General features: G+C 64.1%; 18 protein-coding genes and 2 pseudogenes. 12 read left to right on the forward strand and 8 right to left on the reverse strand.

Going from position 1 to position 21,332, the window contains the following annotated elements; all coding sequences use genetic code 11:
• Nucleotides 1–10: 10 nt before the first annotated feature.
• Complete coding sequence (locus NCS28_RS26300) at nt 11–526, reverse strand: GNAT family N-acetyltransferase (RefSeq protein ID WP_250516710.1); 516 nt, start codon at nt 524–526, stop codon at nt 11–13.
• Between the two features lie 190 nt (nt 527–716).
• Here NCS28_RS26300 and NCS28_RS26305 point away from each other — a divergent pair, with 190 nt between their 5' ends.
• Nucleotides 717–1,655 (forward strand): SphA family protein, encoded by a 939-nt coding sequence (locus tag NCS28_RS26305; protein WP_250516711.1) that lies wholly within the window; start codon nt 717–719, stop codon nt 1,653–1,655.
• Nucleotides 1,656–1,668: 13 nt separating this feature from the next.
• Here NCS28_RS26305 and NCS28_RS26310 read toward each other — a convergent pair whose 3' ends face one another.
• From NCS28_RS26310 to NCS28_RS26325, 4 genes are read right to left on the reverse strand one after another with little or no spacing between them, the layout of a single operon-like run.
• Entirely contained in the window at nt 1,669–4,272 is a 2,604-nt protein-coding gene (locus NCS28_RS26310) for a fused MFS/spermidine synthase (protein ID WP_250516712.1), read from the reverse strand.
• An 18-nt stretch (nt 4,273–4,290) separates the two neighbouring features.
• Nucleotides 4,291–5,958, reverse strand: coding sequence for an arylsulfatase (locus NCS28_RS26315; protein ID WP_250516713.1), 1,668 nt, complete (start codon nt 5,956–5,958; stop codon nt 4,291–4,293).
• A gap of 45 nt (nt 5,959–6,003) precedes the next feature.
• A complete protein-coding gene (locus tag NCS28_RS26320; RefSeq protein WP_250516714.1) occupies nt 6,004–7,089 on the reverse strand; it encodes an HAD family hydrolase in 1,086 nt (361 codons plus the stop codon).
• Entirely contained in the window at nt 7,055–8,137 is a 1,083-nt protein-coding gene (locus NCS28_RS26325; protein WP_250516876.1) for a formylglycine-generating enzyme family protein, read from the reverse strand. Before NCS28_RS26325 ends, NCS28_RS26320 begins: the two co-directional genes overlap by 35 nt.
• Nucleotides 8,138–8,519: 382 nt before the next feature.
• Between NCS28_RS26325 and NCS28_RS26330 the strand changes: the two genes are divergently transcribed.
• The 11 genes from NCS28_RS26330 to NCS28_RS26380 all read left to right on the forward strand — a co-directional run bounded on the left by NCS28_RS26330 (nt 8,520) and on the right by NCS28_RS26380 (nt 20,249).
• Entirely contained in the window at nt 8,520–9,479 is a 960-nt protein-coding gene (locus tag NCS28_RS26330; protein ID WP_250516715.1) for an AAA family ATPase, read from the forward strand.
• Between the two features lie 19 nt (nt 9,480–9,498).
• Nucleotides 9,499–10,461 carry a DUF58 domain-containing protein gene (locus tag NCS28_RS26335; protein WP_250516716.1) on the forward strand — a complete coding sequence of 321 codons (963 nt, stop codon included), beginning with the start codon at nt 9,499–9,501 and terminating at the stop codon, nt 10,459–10,461.
• Nucleotides 10,458–10,973 carry a DUF4381 domain-containing protein gene (locus NCS28_RS26340; protein ID WP_250516717.1) on the forward strand — a complete coding sequence of 172 codons (516 nt, stop codon included), beginning with the start codon at nt 10,458–10,460 and terminating at the stop codon, nt 10,971–10,973. The genes NCS28_RS26335 and NCS28_RS26340 overlap by 4 nt, the downstream gene beginning before the upstream one ends.
• Nucleotides 10,960–11,967: a vWA domain-containing protein gene (locus NCS28_RS26345; RefSeq protein ID WP_250516718.1), complete on the forward strand. Its 1,008-nt coding sequence runs from the start codon at nt 10,960–10,962 to the stop codon at nt 11,965–11,967. Before NCS28_RS26340 ends, NCS28_RS26345 begins: the two co-directional genes overlap by 14 nt.
• 1 nt (nt 11,968) lies before the next feature.
• Nucleotides 11,969–13,549 carry a vWA domain-containing protein gene (locus NCS28_RS26350; protein ID WP_250516719.1) on the forward strand — a complete coding sequence of 527 codons (1,581 nt, stop codon included), beginning with the start codon at nt 11,969–11,971 and terminating at the stop codon, nt 13,547–13,549.
• Nucleotides 13,549–14,859 (forward strand): hypothetical protein, encoded by a 1,311-nt coding sequence (locus NCS28_RS26355; protein ID WP_250516877.1) that lies wholly within the window; start codon nt 13,549–13,551, stop codon nt 14,857–14,859. Before NCS28_RS26350 ends, NCS28_RS26355 begins: the two co-directional genes overlap by 1 nt.
• Nucleotides 14,860–14,896: 37 nt before the next feature.
• Nucleotides 14,897–15,982, forward strand: coding sequence for a linear amide C-N hydrolase (locus NCS28_RS26360; RefSeq protein WP_250516720.1), 1,086 nt, complete (start codon nt 14,897–14,899; stop codon nt 15,980–15,982).
• A 108-nt stretch (nt 15,983–16,090) separates the two neighbouring features.
• Entirely contained in the window at nt 16,091–16,774 is a 684-nt protein-coding gene (locus NCS28_RS26365; protein ID WP_250516721.1) for a DUF3348 domain-containing protein, read from the forward strand.
• A gap of 10 nt (nt 16,775–16,784) precedes the next feature.
• The gene (locus NCS28_RS26370) at nt 16,785–19,031 is read left to right on the forward strand and encodes a DUF802 domain-containing protein (protein WP_250516722.1); all 2,247 of its coding nucleotides are present in this window, start codon (nt 16,785–16,787) and stop codon (nt 19,029–19,031) included.
• Nucleotides 19,028–19,675, forward strand: a complete 648-nt coding sequence (locus NCS28_RS26375; RefSeq protein WP_250516723.1) for an OmpA family protein — start codon at nt 19,028–19,030, stop codon at nt 19,673–19,675. The genes NCS28_RS26370 and NCS28_RS26375 overlap by 4 nt, the downstream gene beginning before the upstream one ends.
• Nucleotides 19,668–20,249, forward strand: a complete 582-nt coding sequence (locus tag NCS28_RS26380) for a DUF2894 domain-containing protein (protein WP_250516724.1) — start codon at nt 19,668–19,670, stop codon at nt 20,247–20,249. The genes NCS28_RS26375 and NCS28_RS26380 overlap by 8 nt, the downstream gene beginning before the upstream one ends.
• 42 nt (nt 20,250–20,291) lie before the next feature.
• On the opposite strand, the pseudogene NCS28_RS26385 reads toward NCS28_RS26380, so the two are convergent.
• The 3 genes and pseudogenes from NCS28_RS26385 to NCS28_RS26395 all read right to left on the reverse strand — a co-directional run.
• A pseudogene (locus NCS28_RS26385) lies at nt 20,292–20,468 on the reverse strand (transketolase family protein); the annotation flags it as partial.
• A 31-nt stretch (nt 20,469–20,499) separates the two neighbouring features.
• Nucleotides 20,500–20,697 (reverse strand): annotated as a pseudogene (locus NCS28_RS26390) (LysR family transcriptional regulator); the annotation flags it as partial.
• A 6-nt stretch (nt 20,698–20,703) separates the two neighbouring features.
• Nucleotides 20,704–21,291, reverse strand: a complete 588-nt coding sequence (locus tag NCS28_RS26395) for a peroxidase-related enzyme (protein ID WP_250516725.1) — start codon at nt 21,289–21,291, stop codon at nt 20,704–20,706.
• Between the last annotated feature and the right edge of the window lie 41 nt (nt 21,292–21,332).

The raw sequence follows: 21,332 nt of genomic DNA on the forward strand, positions 1-21,332 counted from the left end.
CGGCGCGCTATCAGGGACGCTCGAACCTGAGCGTCATCTGGACGGAATCGTGATAGACGCCGTCGATCTTCAGCGCACGCGGTTCGCGCGCATATTCGACGAACCCCGCCGCGCGATAAAGCCCGATCGCCGCGACATTGTCCGGCGCGACCTCGAGCTTGATTTCATCGACGACACCGCGCGCATGCGCGAGCACACGCTCGACGAGCGCCGCGGCGAGCCGGGTGCCGCGCGCGCTTTCGCGCACGTACATGCCCCAGAGAATGCCTTTGTGCTTCATCTTCGCGCCTGACGGCACCAAAAGTCCGGCTACGCCGGCAAGCGCACCGTCGCCCGAATGGCCGCCGAATATCGCGTGATCGGCGAGGCGCGCCGCAAACCATTCAGGCGCTTGATTGCGCTCGTCCTCATACGAAGCCCCGAACGACGCCGGGTGGCGCCGTAGCCCTTCGAGTCGGATATCGCGGAATGCTTCGGCGTCGGCGGGGATGAGGCGTCTGATCGGCAATAGGTTGGAATTCTGCATAACGTATGCAATCGACAAGTGGAAGCATCCATCATAGCCGCGACGCCGAGGGACGCTTTCGATGACGATCTCCGCGCCTTTACAAAGCCGCCGGATTCCAATATTGCTGGGTCGATCGATGCTGGCAGTCTCGCGGCGATGAAGCATGAGAACGCGGATCAACCCACGACGGAATCGTTCTTACAGGCGTATGCGCGCGGCGATGCTCGCGGTGGCGTCGATGCTCGGCGCGGACAGTGCGTCGGCGACGGAAGGCGCGCTGGGGCGGCCTGTCGCCGGAACGAGCGTGCTCTCGGGCGTGGGCATCGTGCCGGCCGAACCGGTGTGGATCGCGAGCTTGCAGACGGTTTACCTCGACGGCTCGATCAGCGCCAGCCGTCCGGTGCCGGTCGCGGGACAAAGCTCGCTCGGGCTGAAAGGCGAACTGTCGCTGACGCTCGCGAGTCTGCTGAAAGTGTGGGGCAGCGCGGGCGGCTGGGCGTTCGCCTCGGGCATCGTGCTGCCGTACGTGTGGGAGAAAGTCACGGGCACCTTCGCCCTCGGACAGTTCAACACGACGACGAGCGACCACGCGTCGAATCTCTACGACATGCTCTTCACGCCGATCGTGGCGGGCTACAACTTCTCCGAAACCGATCACATCGCGCTGTCCTTCAACATCTGGGCGCCGACCGGGAAATACGAAGCGGACGCGCTTGCGAATCCGAGCCTCAACAACTGGACTTTCGTGCCGCAGATCGCCTATACGAAGATCGTGCCGAAGTACGGCCTCGAATTCGATGCGGTGATGGGCCTTCAGTTTTACACGCGCAACACCGCGACGAACTATCAGAACGCGCCTCTCTTCACGCTCGACGTGATGGGCCTGAAGAAGTTCGCGAACGGATTCGGCATGGGCGTGGTGATGGGCACGGTGCAGCAACTCGGCGGCGACAGCGGCCCGCTCGCCGATCGTCTCGACGGCTTCGTCGGCCACGATTTCACCGTGGGTCCGATCGTCACTTACGACACGAAGATCGGCGGCAAGGCGCCGCTGTCCGCGAGCCTGCGCTGGGTGCCTTCGGTCGCGAGCACGAATCGGCTGAAGAGCACGAAGACCATCATGGCGACGGCCACGCTCGTCTTCTGAGTCTGCTTCGCCTTCAATCGGCGCCGCCCATCACCCATCGATAGTACGGGTTCGCGCGATCCGCCCGCATCACCGCGCCGATGTCGCGCGTCCACGCATCGCGGTCGCCGCGATATGCATCCAATCCCGCGCGGTAGAACGCATGCAAAATGCCACGCTCGGCAGCCAGCGCGCCGGTGAATACCGCGTCCGCGTTCGTCAGTGGCGGCTCGCTTTGCAATGCGAGCAGGTGCGCAAGCGTCGTCGCGAAATCGCCGCGACGCACCCACGGCGCATATTCGATGCGCGGATCGTCGTCGGTGACGGGGCGTGCATCTTCCGCGTAATAGGCGAGCGCCGAACGATCCGCGACCCACGTCGCCGCCAACGCTTCCGGCGAAGCGATACCGACTTCGCGCAACGCGCGCGCGACCTCGGGTTGCGCGAAACGCTCGCGCAGGCGCGGCACGTCGAGCGGCATCGGCTGCATCGAACCGACGAGCATCATCTCGTGGAACTCGGTCGTCCATAACGCCGCATGGGGAAACACCTGCAAAAAGCTCTGAATGAGCGAGCGCGTCTGGTCTTCGTTCTGCGTCGCGAGCGGCAGCCATTGCGCGACGATGCCGCCCTCGTTCAAACGCGCCGCCGCCAGCCGATAGAAGTCCGTCGAGTACAGATTGACGATGCCCGCAGCCGATGGCGGCGGCGGCTCCAGCGTGACGAGATCGTAATGCGCATTGCGTGCATCATGCGCGAGCAGTTCGCGACGTCCATCGGCTATCCGTATGTCGATGCGCGGATCGGCGCTCATGCCGTAATTGCCGTCGAAACGCGACGACGCGCGCACGACCGAGGGCAACAGCTCCGCGACGACGCGCGTTTCCAGCGTCGGCCACGTGAGCAACGCGCCGCCTGTGATGCCGGTGCCGAGACCGATCACGAGCGCCGAGCGCGGCGTACCGGAATGGATCATCAACGGGACGAGCGCTTGCAGGCGCATGTAGCGGCGCGAGCTCATCGCATCGCCCGAATTCGACACGCCCTGGATATAGAGGCGTCGAAAGCGCTGCGCGCCATCGCCTTGTTCGAGCACGGCGACCGTACCGCCCGCGCTTTCCTCGTAGTACGCGAGACCGCCCCCGTGCGCATTCGCGAGCAGCGCGCCGAGTCTGTCGGCGGGCGTGAAGATCGCGACGATCGCAGAGAGCGCCGCAATCGACGCACACGCGATGACGCTCGTCCGTCGCGAGGCGCTTGCGTTCAACGTCGCTGACAAGCCGATGAGACCCGCCGCCACGGCGAGCACGCCGAGTGAGCGGATCAGCCCGAGCGACGGCACGAGCTCGAAGCCAGCGAACAGCGTGCCCGCGATGCCGCCCGCCGTGTTCAGCGCGAGCACGCGCCCGACATCCGCGCCGATGCCGGATCTCGCATCGTCCGCGTGAGCGTTCGCAGCCATGCGCAGCGCGAAGGGGAAAGCGGCGCCGAGCAGAAGCGTCGGCGCGAGCACGATCGCGCAGGCGGCGACGGCGAAGCTCGCGCTCATCGACGTGAGCAGATTGCCGGTCGCGGCGAGCGCGAGTTCGGACGCGTGGCGTTGCGCATCGGTGAGCCAGTCTCCCGCGCCCGCGACTCCGCCGAGCGCGACGAGCCCCGCCATGCCGATGAGCGCGCCGAACGCGCTCCACGGATCGCGCACGCGGTCCGCATAGCGCGCGGCGATCGCGCTGCCGAGCGCGAGGCCGAAGAGATACGTCGCCAGCACGATGGAAAACGCGAAGCTGCGCGTGCTGATGAATTGCGCGATGGCCTGCGACCACACGACTTCATAGCCGAGCGCGATGCCGCCCGCGACCGCATACAACGCGACCGCGATGCGCGCGCTGCCCGCTTCGGCCGTGCCTGAAGATCGCGATGCATCGGCGGGGATGGCGGCAGCGAGACTCGGGCGCGCGTGACGAGAAAGCGCGACCGCGCCGAGCGCCGCGATCGCGTTCAATGCGGCTGCGGCCAGCGCGCTGCCTTGCACGCCGAGCAACGGGATCAGCACGAAGGCGGGCAAGAGCGCGCCGGTGATCGCGCCCGCCGTGTTCGCGGCGTACAGCCTTCCGCCCGTGCCGCCCACGCCTTTGCGCGAAGGCGCGAGCGCGCGCGTGAGCACGGGCACCGTGCCGCCCATCGCGATGGCGGGCAGCCCGACGAGCACGAAGGGCAGCGCCCACGCGAGCGGCCCGGCGCTCGCCTGCAACGTGACGAACGGCGCCGCGCTGTGCGCGAGCGCTTGAGTCGCCCCGATGCCGAGCACGAGCGCGGCGATCTCCAGCGCGGCGTAGAGCAGGAATGCCTGCGCGACGCGATCGGCGAGCTTGCCGAAGACCCATCCGCCGATCGCGAGGCCCGCGAAGAACGCACTGATCGCGACGGTGACCGCCTGCACCTCGACGCCCACGACGAGCGTGAGCTGCTTCACCCAAAGCACCTGATAGATGAGCGCGGCCATCCCGGACGCGAACGAAAGCGAAGCAGGCAACGCAGTTCGTTGCGCGACGGGCGCGTCATGCGAATGCACGCGGCGCGCTTTGCGGGCTGCTTCGCGTCGGATCGATTTCGGATGGTCGGCGCTGAGATGGCTCATCGTGAGAATGCGGCTCCGCTATTTCCCTGTGCTCTCGATACTTTTCATGAGTGCGTCCGTCATCTGATCGATGCTGAAGCTCGACGGCCGCTGACTTGGCGGATACTGCTTGAACGTCGCGAGAAACGGCGCGACTTTCGATACGCCATACGACGCAATATAGGCGTTCTTCGTCATCCAGTCGTAGTACTGATCCGACACGATGTCCGCGCGTTCGTACGGGTCCATCCGCAGATTGAAGGCCTTGGGCACGCGCAGGCACGTAAATGGATTCGCCCACACCTGGAAGCCCCCGGGAAGACGCTGCTCGCAGAACACGAGCTTCCAGTCGTTGAAGCGCATTGCGACGAGCATGCCGTCGTCGTTGAAGTAGTAGAACTCGTGGCGCGGTCCTTCCTTCGCTTGTCCCGTGAGATAGGGCATGAAGTTATAGCCGTCGAGATGAACCTTGAAGTTCTTGCCGCCTATCGACGCGCCCTTGAGCAGACGATCGGAGATGTTCGTATCGCCCGCGGCCGCGAGCAAGGTCGGGAACCAGTCGAGGCCGGACATCATCTGGCGCGATACGGAGTTGGGTTTGATGTGCCCCGGCCAGCGGATCATCGCGGGCACGCGGAACGCGCCTTCCCAGTTGGTGTCCTTCTCGCTTCTGAACGGCGTGGTCGCGGCGTCGGGCCACGAGAACTGATTCGGCCCGTTGTCCGTCGTATAGATGACGATGGTGTTGTCCGTCACCTTGAGATCGTCGAGTGTCTTGAGCAGCTTGCCGACGTCGCCGTCATGCTCGATCATGCCGTCCGCATACTCGTTGCCCTGCATGCCGCTTTGTCCCTGCATCGAGGGCCGCACGTGCGTGAACATATGCATGCGCGTCGTGTTCATCCACACGAAGAACGGCTTGTTCGCTTTGGCCTGCTTCTGCATGAAGTCGATCGCGGCCTGCGTGGTTTCATCGTCGATCGTTTCCATGCGCTTGGTCGTGAGCGGACCGGTGTCCTGGATCTTGCCGTCCGCGAAGGAATGGATCACGCCGCGCGGCGCGTTGGCCTTTACCCACGCCGTATCGTTCTTCGGATAGTAGGGGCGCTCCGGCTCTTCTTCCGCGTTCAGGTGATACAGATTGCCGAAGAACTCGTCGAAGCCGTGCTTGGTCGGCAGATATTCGTCGCGGTCGCCGAGGTGATTCTTGCCGAACTGGCCGGTCGCATAACCGAGCGGCTTGAGCGCTTCGGCGATAGTCACGTTCTGCGCCTGCAAGCCCACTTTCGCACCCGGTATGCCGACCTTCGACAGCCCCGTGCGCAGCGTGACCTCGCCCGTGATGAACGTCGAGCGGCCCGCCGTGCAACTGTTCTCCGCGTAGTAGTCGGTGAACAGCATGCCTTCATTGGCGATGCGGTCGATGTTCGGCGTCTCGTAACCCACCACGCCCTTGCTATAGGCGCTGATGTTGGTCTGCCCGATATCGTCGCCGAAGATCACGAGGATGTTCGGCTTCTTCGAGCTTTGATTGTCGGCGGGCTTCGCGTTGCTTTGCGCAGGCGTTGGGTTGTTCTGCGCGGGCTTCGCGTTGTTCTGCGTCTGCGCGGTCGAGACCATCGGCGGGACGATCAGCACGCACATCGCCGCAATGGCGGCAAGCGCCCCGGTGATATAGCGCATGCGTCGAAGACTTGCTTTTCTCATCGTTGCTCTCCTGTTGCAATGCAACCGCTTGCTTCAGAGAAACCGCTACTGTCCCGCGTTCGACGGATAGATCACGTTCCAGTCGTCCTTCATGCTCACGACGATCCAGCCTTTCGCGCGTGCTTCGTCCCACGCTCGATCGAGCTTGCCGATCTTCGATTGCCGGTCGTAGGCGAACTCGCGCGCCGCGTCGTCGTGGTGCACGACGAGCGCGAGATGCGGCCGCGCTTGCGCCGCCGTGTACTGAAGCATCTGCAAGTCGCCGTCCGAATTGCCGAACGCGAGCAGCGGCCTGCGCCCGATGTTGCGATAGATGCCGACGGGCTTGCCCGGACCGTCATCGACGAAATCGATCTTCGGTTCGCGCACGAGCGTGGGCTTGCCGTCGCGCATGTCGTACTTCACGACCTGGCTCGAACCGATCACTTGCTCGGGCGGAATGCCGTAGACGCGCTCGGCGAACACACGCATGAATTCGATCGTTCCACCCGACACGATGTATGTCTTGAATCCGTTCGCCCGCAGATACGCGAGCAGTTCGAGTTGCGGCTGATAAACGAGCTCGGTGTAGGGCCGCTCAAGCTTCGGATGCTTCGCGGTCGTGAGCCAGGCGCGAATCGCACTGTCGTATTCATCGACGGTCATGCCGCTGTTCGCGATCGCGATCAGCTTCATCACTTCCTTCTGCTGTCCCGCGAGCGCGGCCGGATCGTGCGCCGCGAGCGCGCGAAACGCGGGGTTGTTGCGCCACTCGGGATGCTTCGGCGCGGCGGCCTTCACCTGATCGATCATGAACACGAACTGGAAGTAGAGCGGTTGCTCGCTCCACAAGGTGCCGTCGTTGTCGAACACCGCGATGCGTTCGGCGGGCGGCACATAGGAAGGCGTGCCTTCGCGCGTCACGTCGTCCACGAAGCGGATGATGGCCGCGCGCGCGGTGCCTTCGCGCCACGACGGCAGGATCGCGGGCGCGGCGGGCGTCGTCCGTGCGCTCGGTACGCTCTGTGCGCCTGCAACGCTCGCGCTGTCGCCCGGGCTCGCGCATCCGGCGATGACGAACGCCGCGAGCAGCGTCGCCGCGAGCGCGAGAAGACGCTCAACGCGCTGCCGTATCGATCGATGTCTGTCCATGCGTCCGATCCCACGCGTCCTTGTCCATTACGAGCCGGAATCCAAGATGCGACATGCTGTTGAACGGATCAGTGCCGCGCCGCGCGCTCGGGCGATAGCTCAGGCAATAGGCTTCGTTGCAAAGAAACGAGCCGCCGCGCGTCACGCGTTTGGGCGCTTGCACGGGCACGCCGGGATCCGCGGGATCCCATGAATCGGACGGACCCTTGGGTTCATCGACGACGCCGCCGTTCGAGGCTTCACGCCGGAACTGATCCGCGCGATACCAGTCGGCGGTCCATTGCCATGCGTTGCCGGTCATGTCGGAGAGGCCATAGCCGTTCGCCGGAAAGCTGCCGACTGGACTCGTGCCCGCCGCGCCGCCCGCCTTTGCATTGACGACGGGAAAGGCTTGCGGCTGCTGTCCCTGCCACACGTTCGCCATCTGCTTGCCGTCGGGCGTGAACCGATCGCCCCACGCATACGTGGCCTGCTCGAGGCCGCCGCGCGCGGCGAACTCCCATTCGGCTTCGGTCGGCAGGCGCTTGCCCGCCCACTTCGCGTAGGCTTCGGCATCTTCATACGAGACCTGCACGACGGGATGATCGTCCTTGCCGTCGATGTTGCTCGTCGGGCCCGTCGGATGCCGCCAGTCCGCGCCGGGCACGAAGCGCCACCAGCGCGAGTAGTCCTGCAACGGCACCTGCTCTTTCGCGCCGACGAACACCATCGCACCGGCAACGAGTTTGCTGTCGGGCGGGCGGGGCGTGCCGGGCGGCAGTTGCACCCTGAGCGTGTCCCAGTCGGGCTTTTTCTCGGCTGTGGTGACGTAGCCCGTCGCTTCGACGAAACGCCGAAACTCCGCGTTCGTCACGTGATGCTCGTCCATCCAGAAGCCACGCAAACGCACCTTGTGCGCGGGACGTTCGTTCGCTTGCGCGAGCTTGCTGTCGCTGCCCATGAGGAATGCGCCGCCGGGCACCCACGCCATGCCTTTCGGACCGTGCACGCCGTCGCCGGACACGATGCGGATGTGCGGCGTCGCGTGATCTGTCATCGCCCGGTTCATCGCATAGCCGACGAGCGCGGGACATAGAAGAAGCAACACGGCCCAGAGCGCGACGCGCCGCAGCCGTGGGGCGCGCACCGCCGTGTCCTGCTCTCGCTTCGTCGATCCATCCGCCATATGCGTGACTCCGCTCGTGCCCCGGTTGTCGCATCGACCCTCATCGACCCCAATTGGGCCCACCAATATACGAACGCCTACGCGAATTCAATCTTTTTTTAGCAGTGTCGTAAAGCTGCGCGCTCAAAGACGCGAGCAACATCGAAACGCACCGCACTGCGATGCTTTGACGAAAGGCCTTCGCTCAAGTACCTTGTCGCTCACGCGGGCTTATAGCGTGAGCGGTTACAACGTAAGATGGGCGAACCATCGGGAACAGCCAGTCATGCGCGATACCATCCGGCGTTTCGAAGCGAGCATCGGGCAAGCCGTCGTGGGGCAGGAAGCCGTCGTTCGACAAATCCTGATCGCGTTGCTTGCCGATGGCCACGTGTTGCTCGAAAGCCTGCCCGGCCTCGCGAAAACGCGCACCGTGAAGGCCATCGCCGCGCGCCTCGCTGCAACGATGAAGCGCATCCAGTTCACGCCCGACTTGCTTCCATCCGACATCACCGGCGGTGAGACGCTATTGCAATCGGGTACGGAACGCACGCTCGCGTTTCAGCCCGGCCCGATCTTCGGCAATCTGATCCTTGCGGACGAAATCAATCGCGCGCCCGCGAAGGTTCAGTCCGCATTGCTCGAAGCCATGGAAGAGCGACAGATATCCGTAGCGGGCAAGACGCACGCAATGCCCGATCTCTTTCTCGTCATGGCGACGCAAAACCCCATCGAACAGGAGGGCACGTATCCGTTGCCCGAAGCGCAGATGGACCGCTTTCTGTTGAAGGTGCTGATCACGTATCCGTCGCCGCAAAGCGAGTGCGAGATGTTGCGTTTGTTGCGGCGTGAGCACGAAGGCGAGCAGACGAGCTTCGAAGCGCTTTCGCAGGAAGACATATTCGCGGCGCGCGAGGCGGCGCGGCGCGTGAGCGTGGCGAGCGCCATCGACGAATACATCGTGTCGCTGGTGAATGCGACGCGGCATGGCGAGACCATCGACGCCGACCTCGGCAAATGGATCGATGTGGGCGCGAGTCCGCGCGGCGCGATCGGGCTGGATCGCGCGAGCCGCGTGCATGCATGGCTCGACGAGCGCGAGTTCGTCACGCCCGACGACGTGCGCGCGGTGATTCATCCGGTGTTGCGTCATCGGCTGCTGCTGTCGTATGACGCGAATGCCGACAATGTCAGCGCGGACAGGGTCATCGACCGGCTGGTGGAGAAAGTGGCCGTGCCCGCGTGATTCCCGAGGGAATGTATCGATGATGGCAAGCGCAGAGGATTCGATCGGAAGCGTGTATGTCGATGCCGCGCATCTCGCGAGGCTCGAATTCCGTGCGCGTGGCCTGAGCTTTCTCGCGCCCGCGCCGGTGTCGAGCATTCTGTCGGGCAGGCATGCGTCGCGCATGCGCGGACGCGGACTCAACTTCGAGGAATTGCGCGGTTATCTGCCCGGCGACGATATCCGTCATCTCGACTGGCGCGTGAGTCTGCGCACCGGCAAGCCGCATGTGCGCGTGTACACCGAGGAACGCGACCGTCCCTTGCTCGTGATGGTCGATCAGCGCATGAACATGTTCTTCGGATCGAGCCGCGCGTTCAAGTCCGTCGTCGCGGCCGAGGCGGCCGCGCTCGCCGTGTGGATGGGTTTCAACGCGGGCGATCGCGTGGGCGGCGTCGTCTTCGGCGACGACGAGATCGTGCGCGTACGGCCTTTGCGCAGCAGAACGCGCATCGAGATGCTGTTCGGCGCGATCGGCCGCATGAATCGCGCGCTCGCCGCCGACAGTCCCGCGCGCACGAACTACGCGCAACTGAACGCCGCGCTCGAAGGCGTGCTGCAGACCGCGGGACACGATTTTCTCGTGTGCATCATGAGCGACTTCGCGGGCGTCGATGAACGCACGCGGCAACTCTTGCGCCAGCTTGCCGCGCATAACGACGTGATCGCCGCGCTTGTGTTCGATCCGATGTGGCAGCGCATGCCCGAGCATCGCGCGCTCGTGGTGACCGAAGGGCGCTTGCAGGTGGAATTGCGCATCGAACACGAGCGCGTGCGTGCGCCGCTCGCGAGCCTTTTCAAGGGACGCGCCGCCGAGATAGCGGACTTGTTGCGCGCGAGCGGCGTGCCGTTGATGGCACTATCGACGGCGGAACCGGTCGTGGATCAGGTGCGAAGATTGTTCGGCGAGCGTCCGCGTCATGCATCGGGAAGCGGCCTATGAGCGACGCGCCCGTTCCGCGCGACACGCCCGCGGCGTTGCAGTCGCTGCGTGAGTTGCCTTTGCCCGAGCCGGTCTCTTACGCGCCGCAGACCATCGGCTGGGTGTTCGTCGCGTTGCTGCTCGTCGTAATCGTGCTCGCGGCCGCATGGCTCGCATGGCGGCGTCACGAGCGGTCGCGGTATCGGCGCGAGGCGCTTGCCGAACTCGCGCGAATCGAAGCGAAGCTGGGCGATGAAGCCACACGCGCATCGGCGCTTGGCGAAATCGCGCCGCTTATGAAGCGCACGGCGCTCGCGGCCGCGCCGCGTGAACAAGTGGCCGCGTTGAGCGGCGCATCGTGGCTTGCCTATCTGAAGAAGACGCACGGCGCGTTCGACGATGAAAGCGGCGCGTTACTCTATATGGCGAGCTATGCGCCGCGCGAACGTCTCGCGGCCATTACGCGGCAACAGGCGCAACGGCTCGTGCAGGCCGCGCGCGACTGGATCGGCCAGCATCATGTGGAAGTTTGAGCTTCCGTGGATGTTCGTGCTCTTGCCGCTGCCCGCGCTCGTGTGGTGGCTCGTGCCCGCATATCGCACGACGGCATCGGCGGTGCGCGTGCCGTTCTTCCAGGAGATGGCCGACGCTGCCGGAGAAAAGCCCGCGCCCGGCGGCGTGCGCCTGCGCAGCAACTGGCTGCAACGCGTGCTTTGGGTCGTGCTGTTGATCGCGGCGGCGCGGCCCGTATTCGTCGAAGCGCCCGTTACGCGCGACATGCCCGCGCGCGATCTGCTGCTCGCGATCGACCTCTCGCAATCGATGAGCGAGCGCGACTTCATCGACACCTCGACGAACGAGCGCATGGATCGCCTGAGCGCGGTGAAACGCGTGGTCGCGGATTTCATCGCGAAACGCAAGGGCGATCGCATCGGTCTCGTCGTGTTCGGCGATGCCGCTTATCCGCAAGCGCCGCTCACGCTCGATCACGATAGCGTGCTGATGTTGCTCGACGCAATGCGCATCGGCATGGCGGGACCACGCACGGCGATCGGCGATGCGATCGGTCTTTCGGTGAAGCTGATGGAGAGCACGCCCGCGCAGGAAAAAGTGCTCGTGCTGCTCACCGACGGCAACGACACTGCAAGCGCGATCCCGCCCGAACAGGCGGCGCGTATTGCGAAGCGGCACGGCATCGTCGTGCATACGATCGGTATCGGCGATCCGGATACGCAAGGCGAGGACAAGGTCGATCTCGACGCGCTCGCGCGCATCGCGAAGACGACGGGCGGCAGCGCCTTTCGCGCGCTCGGCCGCGAGCAGGATCTCGCCGCCGTCTATGCGGACATCGACAAGATGACGCCCGAGAAGATCAAGCGCGAGATCTATCGTCCGCAGCGCGAGTTCTATTGGGTGCCGCTCGCGCTTGCCGTGTCGATTCTCACGCTGTATCACGTGCTCGCGTATCTCATCGCATTGGTGCGCGCGCCGCGACGTGCGACGCCGATGGAAGAGGTGCAGGCCTGACATGTCCATCGACCTCACCGCGTTTCATTTTCTGCGGCCGCTGTGGCTCTTGCTATTGATACCCGCCGTGCTGCTTCCATTCGTCTGGCTGCGGCGCAACGATATGCGCGCGCGCTGGCGCAGCATCATCGCGCCGCATTTGCTGGAGCATCTGATCGTCGGCGACACGAAGCGGCGTCGTATCCAGCCGGTGCATGCGTTGTCCGCGCTGATCGCGCTCGGCGCAATCTCCGTCGCCGGTCCGACCTGGGAGCAGGAACGTCCACCGTTCGATCAGGACAAGGCGCCGCTCGTCGTCGTGCTGGAGCTCGCGCGTTCGATGGATGCATCCGATATCGCGCCGACGCGCATCGAACGCGCGAAGCAGAAAGTGCTCGATCTCGCGGCCGCGAGAAAGGGCGCACGCACGGGGCTCGTCGTGTTCGCATCGAGCGCGCATCTCGTCGTGCCGCCCACGGAAGACCCGGCCATGCTCGAACTGTATGTGCCCGCGCTCGCGCCCGAACTCATGCCGCGCGATGGCAGGAACGCGGCGGCCGGTCTCGCGATTGCCGAGCACATGCTGCAAAAGGACGAGGCCGCGGGGACGATCGTCTTCATGAGCGATGGTTTCGACGAAAGCCGCAGCGATGCGTTCTTGCGTATCGCGAAGGCGTCGAAGCATCAGTTGCTATGGCTTGCGGTAGGCACGGAGAACGGCGGCCCGGTGCGCAAGTCGAACGGCGAGATCGCATTGGACGATGCAGGCCATCCGGTCATCGGCACATTCGACGCGGCGGCGATTCGAAAGATCACGCAGGCCGCGTCGATCCCGCTCGCGAGCATCCGTCCCGATGACGACGACATCGAATGGGTTCAGCGTCGTGCGCAGGTTTATCTCGAAGCGGCGCAAGAGTCGAAGATCGTGCCTCGCTGGAAGGAGACGGGCTATTGGCTCGTGTTGCCGATTCTCCTTCTCGCGTTGTATGGCTTCCGGCGCGGCTGGACGGTTAAGTGGCTGCCCGTCGTATTGATCGCGCTTGCAACCACCGGCGTGCCGAAGAACGCACATGCGGCATCATTCGAATGGCTCGACCTGTTCGCGACGCACGATCAGCAAGGTCGATGGAGCTTCGAACACGGCGACTACAAGCGCGCCGCGCAACGCTTCGACGATCCGATGTGGAAAGGCCGCGCGCAATATCTCGCGGGCGATTATGCGGATGCGCTCGAAACCTTTTCGCGCATGAATACGGCGCAGGCGTATTTCTACATCGGCAATACACTCGCGCATCTGAATGATTACGAGGGCGCCGTGAAAGCCTACGACAACGCGCTCGCCATTCGCGCCGACTTCGCCGCGGCGAGCGCCAATCGCGATCTCATGCGGAAGCTCATCAAGGACGAGAAGGGCGATAGCGACGAATCGACTACGCTGAAGCCCGATCAGATCGACATTCAAAAGAAGAAGAGCAAGGACGGCAAGCAAGTGCTCGTTCAGGGACAGCGTCCATCGGAAGAAGCATGGATGCGCAATCTGAATACGTCGCCGGCGGCGTTTCTGCATCAGCGCTTTGCGCAGGAAGCAGGAGGCGCGCCGTGATGCACCGCGTTCTGTCGATCATCTTTCTGTGGCTCGCATGCTCATGCGCCTGGGCCGACGATGCGCCGCGCACCATGCTGCGTGCGCATCTCGAACCATCGGGGACGGTGGCCGCGGGCAGCGCGGTCAAGCTCGTCGTCGATGCACTCACGACGACGTGGTTCACCGCCGCGCCCGACTGGCCGATGTTCGAGGTTCGCGATGCGTTCGTCACGCTGCCCGACGAAAACGCGCTCAATTTCAACGAAATGATCGACGGCGTTCGATGGTTCGGTGTGAGCCGCGTCTATCGCATCGTGCCGCGCACGTCGGGTGCGTTCGATGTGCCCGCGCTCGTCATCACGCTGCATCCGGGCGGCATGGATACGCCCGTTACGCAGCAGACCACGCCGCTGAAATTCGCGGCCATGCTGCCGCCCGGCGCGGAAGGCATGACGACGTTCTTTCCCGCGCCCGCTCTCACGGCCGCGCAGCGCATCGAGCCCCAGGACGGCAAGATCGAAGTGGGCGGCACGGTGACGCGCGTCGTCACGCAACACGCCGATGCAACCGAATCGATGTTGATCGCGCCGGTGCCGTTCGGCGATATCGAAGGCTTGCGGCGCTACCCGAAGCCGCCGGTGACCCGCAATATCTCCGACGATCGAACGGGCCTCGTCGCGGGTGAACGGACCGACACGGTCACGTATGTGGTGAACAGGCGCGGAAGTTACGCATTGCCGCCGATCGATATCGAATGGTGGAACACGTCGACGCAGCGGCGCGAAACGATTCATCTGCCCGCGGTGAACTTCACGGCGCGCGCGGCGCACGAGAAGCCGCTATGGGCGATTCCTGCCGATGCGCTCGCTGGCGCGGCGCGCCATACCGTGATCTTCCTGAATGCGCGGGACATCGTTTATGCATGCATTGTGCTTGCATGCATCGTGGCAGGCGTGGGGTTCTATCCGCGCTTGCGTGCAGGGTTCGAGCGTTCGATGCGCCGGCTCGCGGCCGAGCGCAAGAAGCGCGCGCAAGGCGAGTTCGCCGCGTGGCGCGCGTTGAAGCGAGCGTTGGATTCCGGTTCGATGCGAAGCGTGATTCCAGCGCTGTATCGATGGATGGATGTCAATCCGCGCTTCAGACATCCTGCAACGCTCGATGCACTCCCGCAAACCGAACTCAAGGACTTAGCCAAAGCGGTTCAAACGCATTACCAAGGCGCGCACGCCGCGCAAGGCCGGGTGCATGTGAAGCTGCACCGATGGACACGATGGAAGGGCTTGCGTCGTGCGAGAAGTTCGGCGCTGCCGCCGCTCAATGAAGGATGAAACATATCCTTCGACAAACGACCGAGGGAATACGGCCATGACCCGTCTGACTCGAAAGATTGCGTGCCTTGCCGCGCTTGCATTGTTCTCCACATCGCTCGCCCTCGCCTGCACGCGCGCTTTGTATGTCGGCGACAAAGGCCTCGTCATCACGGGCCGGTCGATGGACTGGTCCGAGGACATGCGCTCGAACCTCTGGGTGATGCCCGCGGGCATCGAGCGCGATGGCAACGCCGGGCCGCGATCGATCAAATGGAAATCGAAGTACGGCAGCGTGGTGGTATCGGGCTATGAGATCGGCACCGTCGACGGCATGAACGAGCGCGGACTCGTCGCCAATGCGCTCTATCTCGCGGAAACCGATTACGGCAAGCCCGACGCGAAGCGCGATCCGATGTCGATCAGCCTGTGGGCGCAATATGCGCTCGATAACTTCGCGACTGTCGGGCAGGCGGTGTATGTGCTTTCGCGCGAGCCGTTCCAGATCATCGCGCCGCCGCTGCCCAACGGCAAGCCGCTGACGATCCATCTCTCGTTGTCGGACGCGCGCGGCGATTCGGCCATCTTCGAATACATCAACGGCAAACTGATCATCCATCAGGGCAAGAAGTACAAGGTAATGACCAACTCGCCGATCTACGATGAACAGCTTGCCATCGACACGTATTGGAAGAGCGTCGGCGGTCTGGGCTTTCTGCCCGGCACGAACCGCGCGGCGGACCGCTTCGTGCGCGCATCCTTCCTGCTCGACGCGATTCCGAAGCAGGCCGATCCGAGCTACATGGCAGGCGTGCCGCAGGGTTCGTATGCGTTCCAGGCGGTCGCGAGCGTGATGAGCGTGATGCGTTCGGTGAGCGTGCCGCTCGGCATCGGCACGCCGGAGCAGCCCAATCTTTCGTCGACGATATGGCGTACCGTGTCGGACCAGCAGAACATGATCTATTACTTCGATTCCGCGACGCGGCCCGATACCTTCTGGGTGTCGCTCAAGAAGCTCAACCTGAATCCTGGCGCGCCGGTGATGAAACTTACGATCGATGCGGGGCAGGTCTTCTCGGGCGAGACAGCGGGAAGTTTCGTCGCCACGCAGCCGTTCGCGTTCATGCCGGCGAAGGCGCCTTGAGGCGGGACGTTCGGCACGCATTGCGCCGTTGCGACAAGAAACGCGGCATCGATTTCGCCCGCGCAGGTAAAATAGTGTCCTTTTGCCCCCGGTGATACTGTGCAAGGCATGAAGCGCACGGCATTCAGCGGCCCGGCGCTCGTTCGGCTGCTGGCACATTTTGCCGATCTCGATGTTCAAGAACCCGCTCAATCGCTCGCGGACCGCCTGAGTCAATGGCTCGGCTGGACCGATGCGATCGCGCTGTCCACCGCGCTCGCGACCGATCCGCCCGCTCTCTCCGGCGCGCGATCCGCGCCTCGCGACGTGGAAGAAGAGTGCGCGCGCGTGCGGACCTCGCTCGCCGGCGCGTTCACACGCGAGGAAGCGGCCACGCGCCGAAGGCATCGGGCGCCGGTGCAGCAGCCGCCGGATAGCCCGGTCGACTATGCGGACTATCGTCAGCGTTATGTATCGCTGCAACAGGCAATGGAATCCGACATCGGCGCGCTGCGCACGCGCTTGCGATCGATGCTCGCAGCGAGATCAGCGGACATGGCGCGCCTCGCTGTCGTCGATGCCGTCATGGAACAGGCTTTGAGCGCGCGCGAACGCAGTCTGCTCGCCAATGTGCCCGCGCTGCTCGGCAAGCATTTCGAGCGCTTGAAGAACGCTCACGTCGCTGTCGAGGGATCGTCGGCTCACGCATGGCTCGACGTGTTCCGCAAGGATCTGCAAAGCGTGCTCATCGCCGAACTGGATGTTCGTTTTCAACCGATCGAAGGCTTGCTCGCGGCTCTTCGCCGCCGCTAACTGGCTCGCTATGCCCCGAAATCTTCTGAACATCGTTGTCTTCTCAATTGGCCTCGCCGCGGTTCTCGGCATCGGCATGGCGTATATCGCGTCGAATGCGATCGCGTTCGCCGTGACGGTCGTGATCGCCGGATGCTATCTCGCGGGCGCGGCGGAATTGCGGCGCTATCAACAGATCACCGTCTCGCTCGAACAGGCCGTCACGCAACTCGCGAGCGCGCCGCGCAGCCTCGCCGTGTGGCTCGACAGTCTGCATCCGAGCTTGCGCAATGCGGTGCGTCTACGTGTCGAAGGCGAGCGCGCGGCGTTGCCGGGCCCTGTGCTCGCGCCATATCTCGTCGGTTTGCTCGTGTTGCTCGGCATGCTCGGTACGTTGCTTGGCATGGTCGCGACGCTGCGCGGCACCGGCACGGCGTTGCAAAGCGCATCGGATCTGACGGCGATCCGCGCGTCGCTCTCCGCACCCGTGACGGGCCTCGGCTTCGCATTCGGCACGTCGATCGCGGGCGTGGCGACGTCCGCGATGCTCGGCCTTCTGTCTGCGTTGTGCCGTCGCGAACGCCTCGATGTCGCGCAACGACTCGACGCGAAGATCGCGACGACGCTGCGCGTCTTCACGCAAGCGCATCGGCGCGAAGAGACGTTCAAGCTGCTGCAGCTTCAGACCGAACTGATGCCGAAGCTCGTCGATCGTCTTCAGTCGATGACCATCGCCATCGAGCAGCAAAGCCTCGCGGCGAGCGAACGCCAGCTCGCCAGTCAGGAGGCGTTTCATGCGAAGGCGGAGACGTCGTACCGAAGGCTGGCGACATCGGTGGAACTGTCGCTGAAACAGAGCGTCGCGGACAGCGCGCGTGCCGCGAGCGCCGCATTGCAGCCCGTCATGCAAGCGACGATGGACGGCATTGCGCGCGAAGTCACCGCGCTGCATGGTAGCGTCGAACAGGCGGTCGCGCGTCAGCTCGAAGGCTTGTCGAGCGGCTTCGAGGCATCGTCGGAGAAGGTCGCGGAGATCTGGAACGCATCGCTTTCGAAGCACGCGCAATCCAGCGCGGCGCTCGTCGATGAGATGAGCGGATCGCTCGATCGCTTCGCGCTTGCGTTCGATCAGCGCGCGGCCAATCTCGTCGAAGGCGTGTCGGCGCACATGGATCGCGTGTCGGGCGGGCTGGAGGCGTCGGTCGCGAAGCACGCGCAATCGACCGATGCGCTCGTCGCACACATGGATGCATCGCTCGCGCAATTCGCGCAGACCTTCGAAGCGCGTTCTTCCGGTTTGATCGATGGTGTTTCCGCGCGCCTCGAAACGGCGACGGGCAACATGTCGCAAACATGGCGGGATGCGCTCGCGCAGCACGCGCGCGCCAACGAGCAAGCGGCCGCGCAGAACCAGAACGCATTGACGACGGCGGCTGCGAGCTTCGAGCGGCATGCGGCATCGCTCGTGCAATCGGTCGATCGATCGCATGCGGAGTTACGCACCGAACTCGCGCAACACGGCGAAGCGCGACTCGCGGCATGGAGCGGCGCGCTCGATACGATGGCTGCATCGTTGCGCGACCAATGGCAGGAAACGAGCGCGGTGGCGGCGAATCGTCAGAAGGACATTTGCGACGCGCTTTCGCAAACCGCGCACGACATGTCCGCGCAATCGCAGGCGCATGCAAGCGCGACCATCGCGGAGATCGAGCGGCTTGTTCAGGCGGCATCGGAAGCGCCGAAGGCCGCTGCTGAAGTCGTCGCCGAAATGCGTCAGAAGCTGTCCGATTCGATGGTCCGCGACACCGCGATGCTCGACGAGCGCAGCCGTCTGCTCGCCACGGTCGAGACGCTGCTCGATGCCGTGAATCACGCATCGAACGAGCAACGCGCCGCGATCGACGCACTGGTCGATACATCGGCGACGCTGCTCGAACGCGTCGGCGCACAGTTCACCGGCACGGTCGAAAGCGAGGCCGGCAAGCTCGGCGCGATGGCCGCGCAAGTGACGACGAGCGCCGTCGAGATGGCGAGCCTCTCGGACGCGTTCGGTGCGGCCGTGCAGTCCTTCGGCGAATCGAACGACAAGCTCGTCGCGCATCTCGAACGCATCGAAGGCGCGCTCGATAAATCGCTGGCACGCAGCGACGAACAGCTTGCGTATTACGTCGCGCAGGCGAAGGAAGTCATCGATCTGAGCATGATGTCGCAGAAGCAGATCGTCGAGGACTTGCAGCATATCGCGGGACAACGCGTGGCCGGAGCGCGCGCGGCATGAACGAGGAAATCGACGGCGGCGCGGAACACGCCGCGCCGATCTGGGCCGCGTTTGCCGATCTGATGTCGGTGCTGCTGGGCGCGTTCGTGCTGATACTTGTCGGCGTGATCGGCGTGCAGTTGCAGCTCGAGAACAAGCTCGACGAAGAGGTGAAGCACCGTCAGGAAGAAACGCAGCGCCGCAAGACGCTCGAACAGGCGCTCGCGGGGCCGCTCGCGTCGGGGCGTGTGACGCTCGTGAACGGGCGCATCGGCATCAGCGGCAGCGTGCTCTTTGCGCTCAATTCGGATCAGTTGCAACCGCAAGGCCGCGATGTGCTGAAGAGTCTGGCCGGGCCGCTTGCGTCGTACTTGCACGCGCATGAGGAGATCCTCATGGTGAGCGGCTTCGCCGACGATCAACAGGTGCACGAAGGCAACCGGCGCTTCGCGGATAACTGGGAGCTTTCCGCAAAACGCGCGTTGACCGTCACGCGCGCGTTGATCGATGCGGGCGTGCCGTCGTCGTCGGTATTCGCGGCGGCGTTCGGGTCGGAGCAGCCCGTGAGTTCCAACGCAGATGAAGTCGGGCGCGCGAAGAATCGTCGCGTCGAGATATCCGCTGTGCCGCGGTCCGCGGACGGCGCGGTGAAGGCGCATGAATAACGCGGCGTCGGCCCGCGCGACGCTCGACGCATGGCGCGCGAATGGCGACGATCGCGCGAATCCCGTGCGCTTTCATCTCATCGATGCGCTCGACAAACGCGCGGCTGCCTATGACGGCGAGGCGCGCCGTATGCTCGATGCGCGTGTCGCACAGTTGCTCGATGCTTATCGTGGCGATATCGAGCGTGCCGCATCGCGTGGCGCTGCGACTCACGACGAAGATGAGCGCGGACCGCTTGCCATGCTCGTCGAAGACATCGCAAAGTCGTCTTCGATGCACGCAACATCGCACGCCGAATTGCTCGAATACTTCCGCTCGGTGTGGTCGAAAGTCAGCGCGGAAAAGCAGTTGCGCGATTCGCTCGCGCAAGTGCCGAGGAATGCGGGACCGCTCAATTCGAGCAGTCTCGTGCATCGTTCGTTGTCGCTGATGCGCGAAGTATCGCCGGGCTATTTCCAGCAATTTCTCGCTTATGCCGACGCGCTTTCGTGGATGGAAGAGATGAACGGTCCCGGCGTGATCGTCGCGAAAGAAGCGGCGGGCGCGAAGAAGGGCGGGCGAAAGAAGAAGTAAATGCGTGCCGCGCGATTCATCGAAGCGCGCGGCCCACACTCATTACCCGAGCCAGCCTTTGATGGTGCTCGTCATCACATTGGTCGAGATGCCATAGCGATCGTGCAGCGTGGGCAACGCGCCCGCATCGAGGAACGCATCGGGCAGCGCGATCTGACGATACGTCGGCGTGACGCCAGCGGTAAGCAGGGCAGTCGCTACCGCTTCGCCCAGTCCGCCCCTTTGACCCGACGATCAACGCAGTTTGATTTTGCGAGACGGTCGGAGCGAGCACGAGGCCGCGGCCCAGACGCGTGAATAACGGACGCCCGACGATGCCTTCCAGATTCGCCAACTAATGGCTGACGGCGGAGGGCGTGAGGCCGCGTTCGTCGGCAGCGCGATTCACGCTCTTCGTTCGCGCAACGCTTTCGAACGCGATGATCGATTTAAGCGGAGGCAGGCGCATGGGTGCTTATTTCGGCTCCTTCGGCACACGCCCCATCAGGAAGAACTCGTCGTTGGGGCGCATCGAGATCACGTTCGCCATGCGATTCGACAAGCCGAAGAACGCCGTGATGGCCGCGATGTCCCATGCATCTTCATCGCTGAAACCATGCGCATGCAATGCGGCGAAATCGCTGTCGTCCACCGTGCCCGCCGCGCGGCACACCTTCAGCGCGAAATCGAGCATGGCCTTCTGACGCGGCGTGACATCTGCCTTGCGATGATTCACCGCCACCTGATCCGCGACGAGCGGGTTCTTTTCATAGATCCGCAGAATCGCACCATGCGCGACGACGCAATAGAGGCAATCGTTCACCGCGCTCGTCGCGACGACGATCATCTCGCGCTCGCCTTTGGTGAGACCGCCGTCCTTCAGCATCAGCGCATCGTGATAGGCAAAGAACGCGCGGAACTCGTCGGGCCGATACGCGAGCGTGAGGAACACGTTCGGCACGAAGCCCGCCTTCTCCTGCACTTCGAGAATGCGTGCGCGAATGTCATCGGGCCAGTCTTGCGGGTCGGGAACGGGATAGCGGCTGATGGGCTTTGACGTCATGACGTCCTCGAAGGCGTTGATCGAACGCCCATTGTAGTGCG

Source organism: Caballeronia sp. INDeC2 (assembly GCF_023631325.1).
Lineage (GTDB): Bacteria > Pseudomonadota > Gammaproteobacteria > Burkholderiales > Burkholderiaceae > Caballeronia.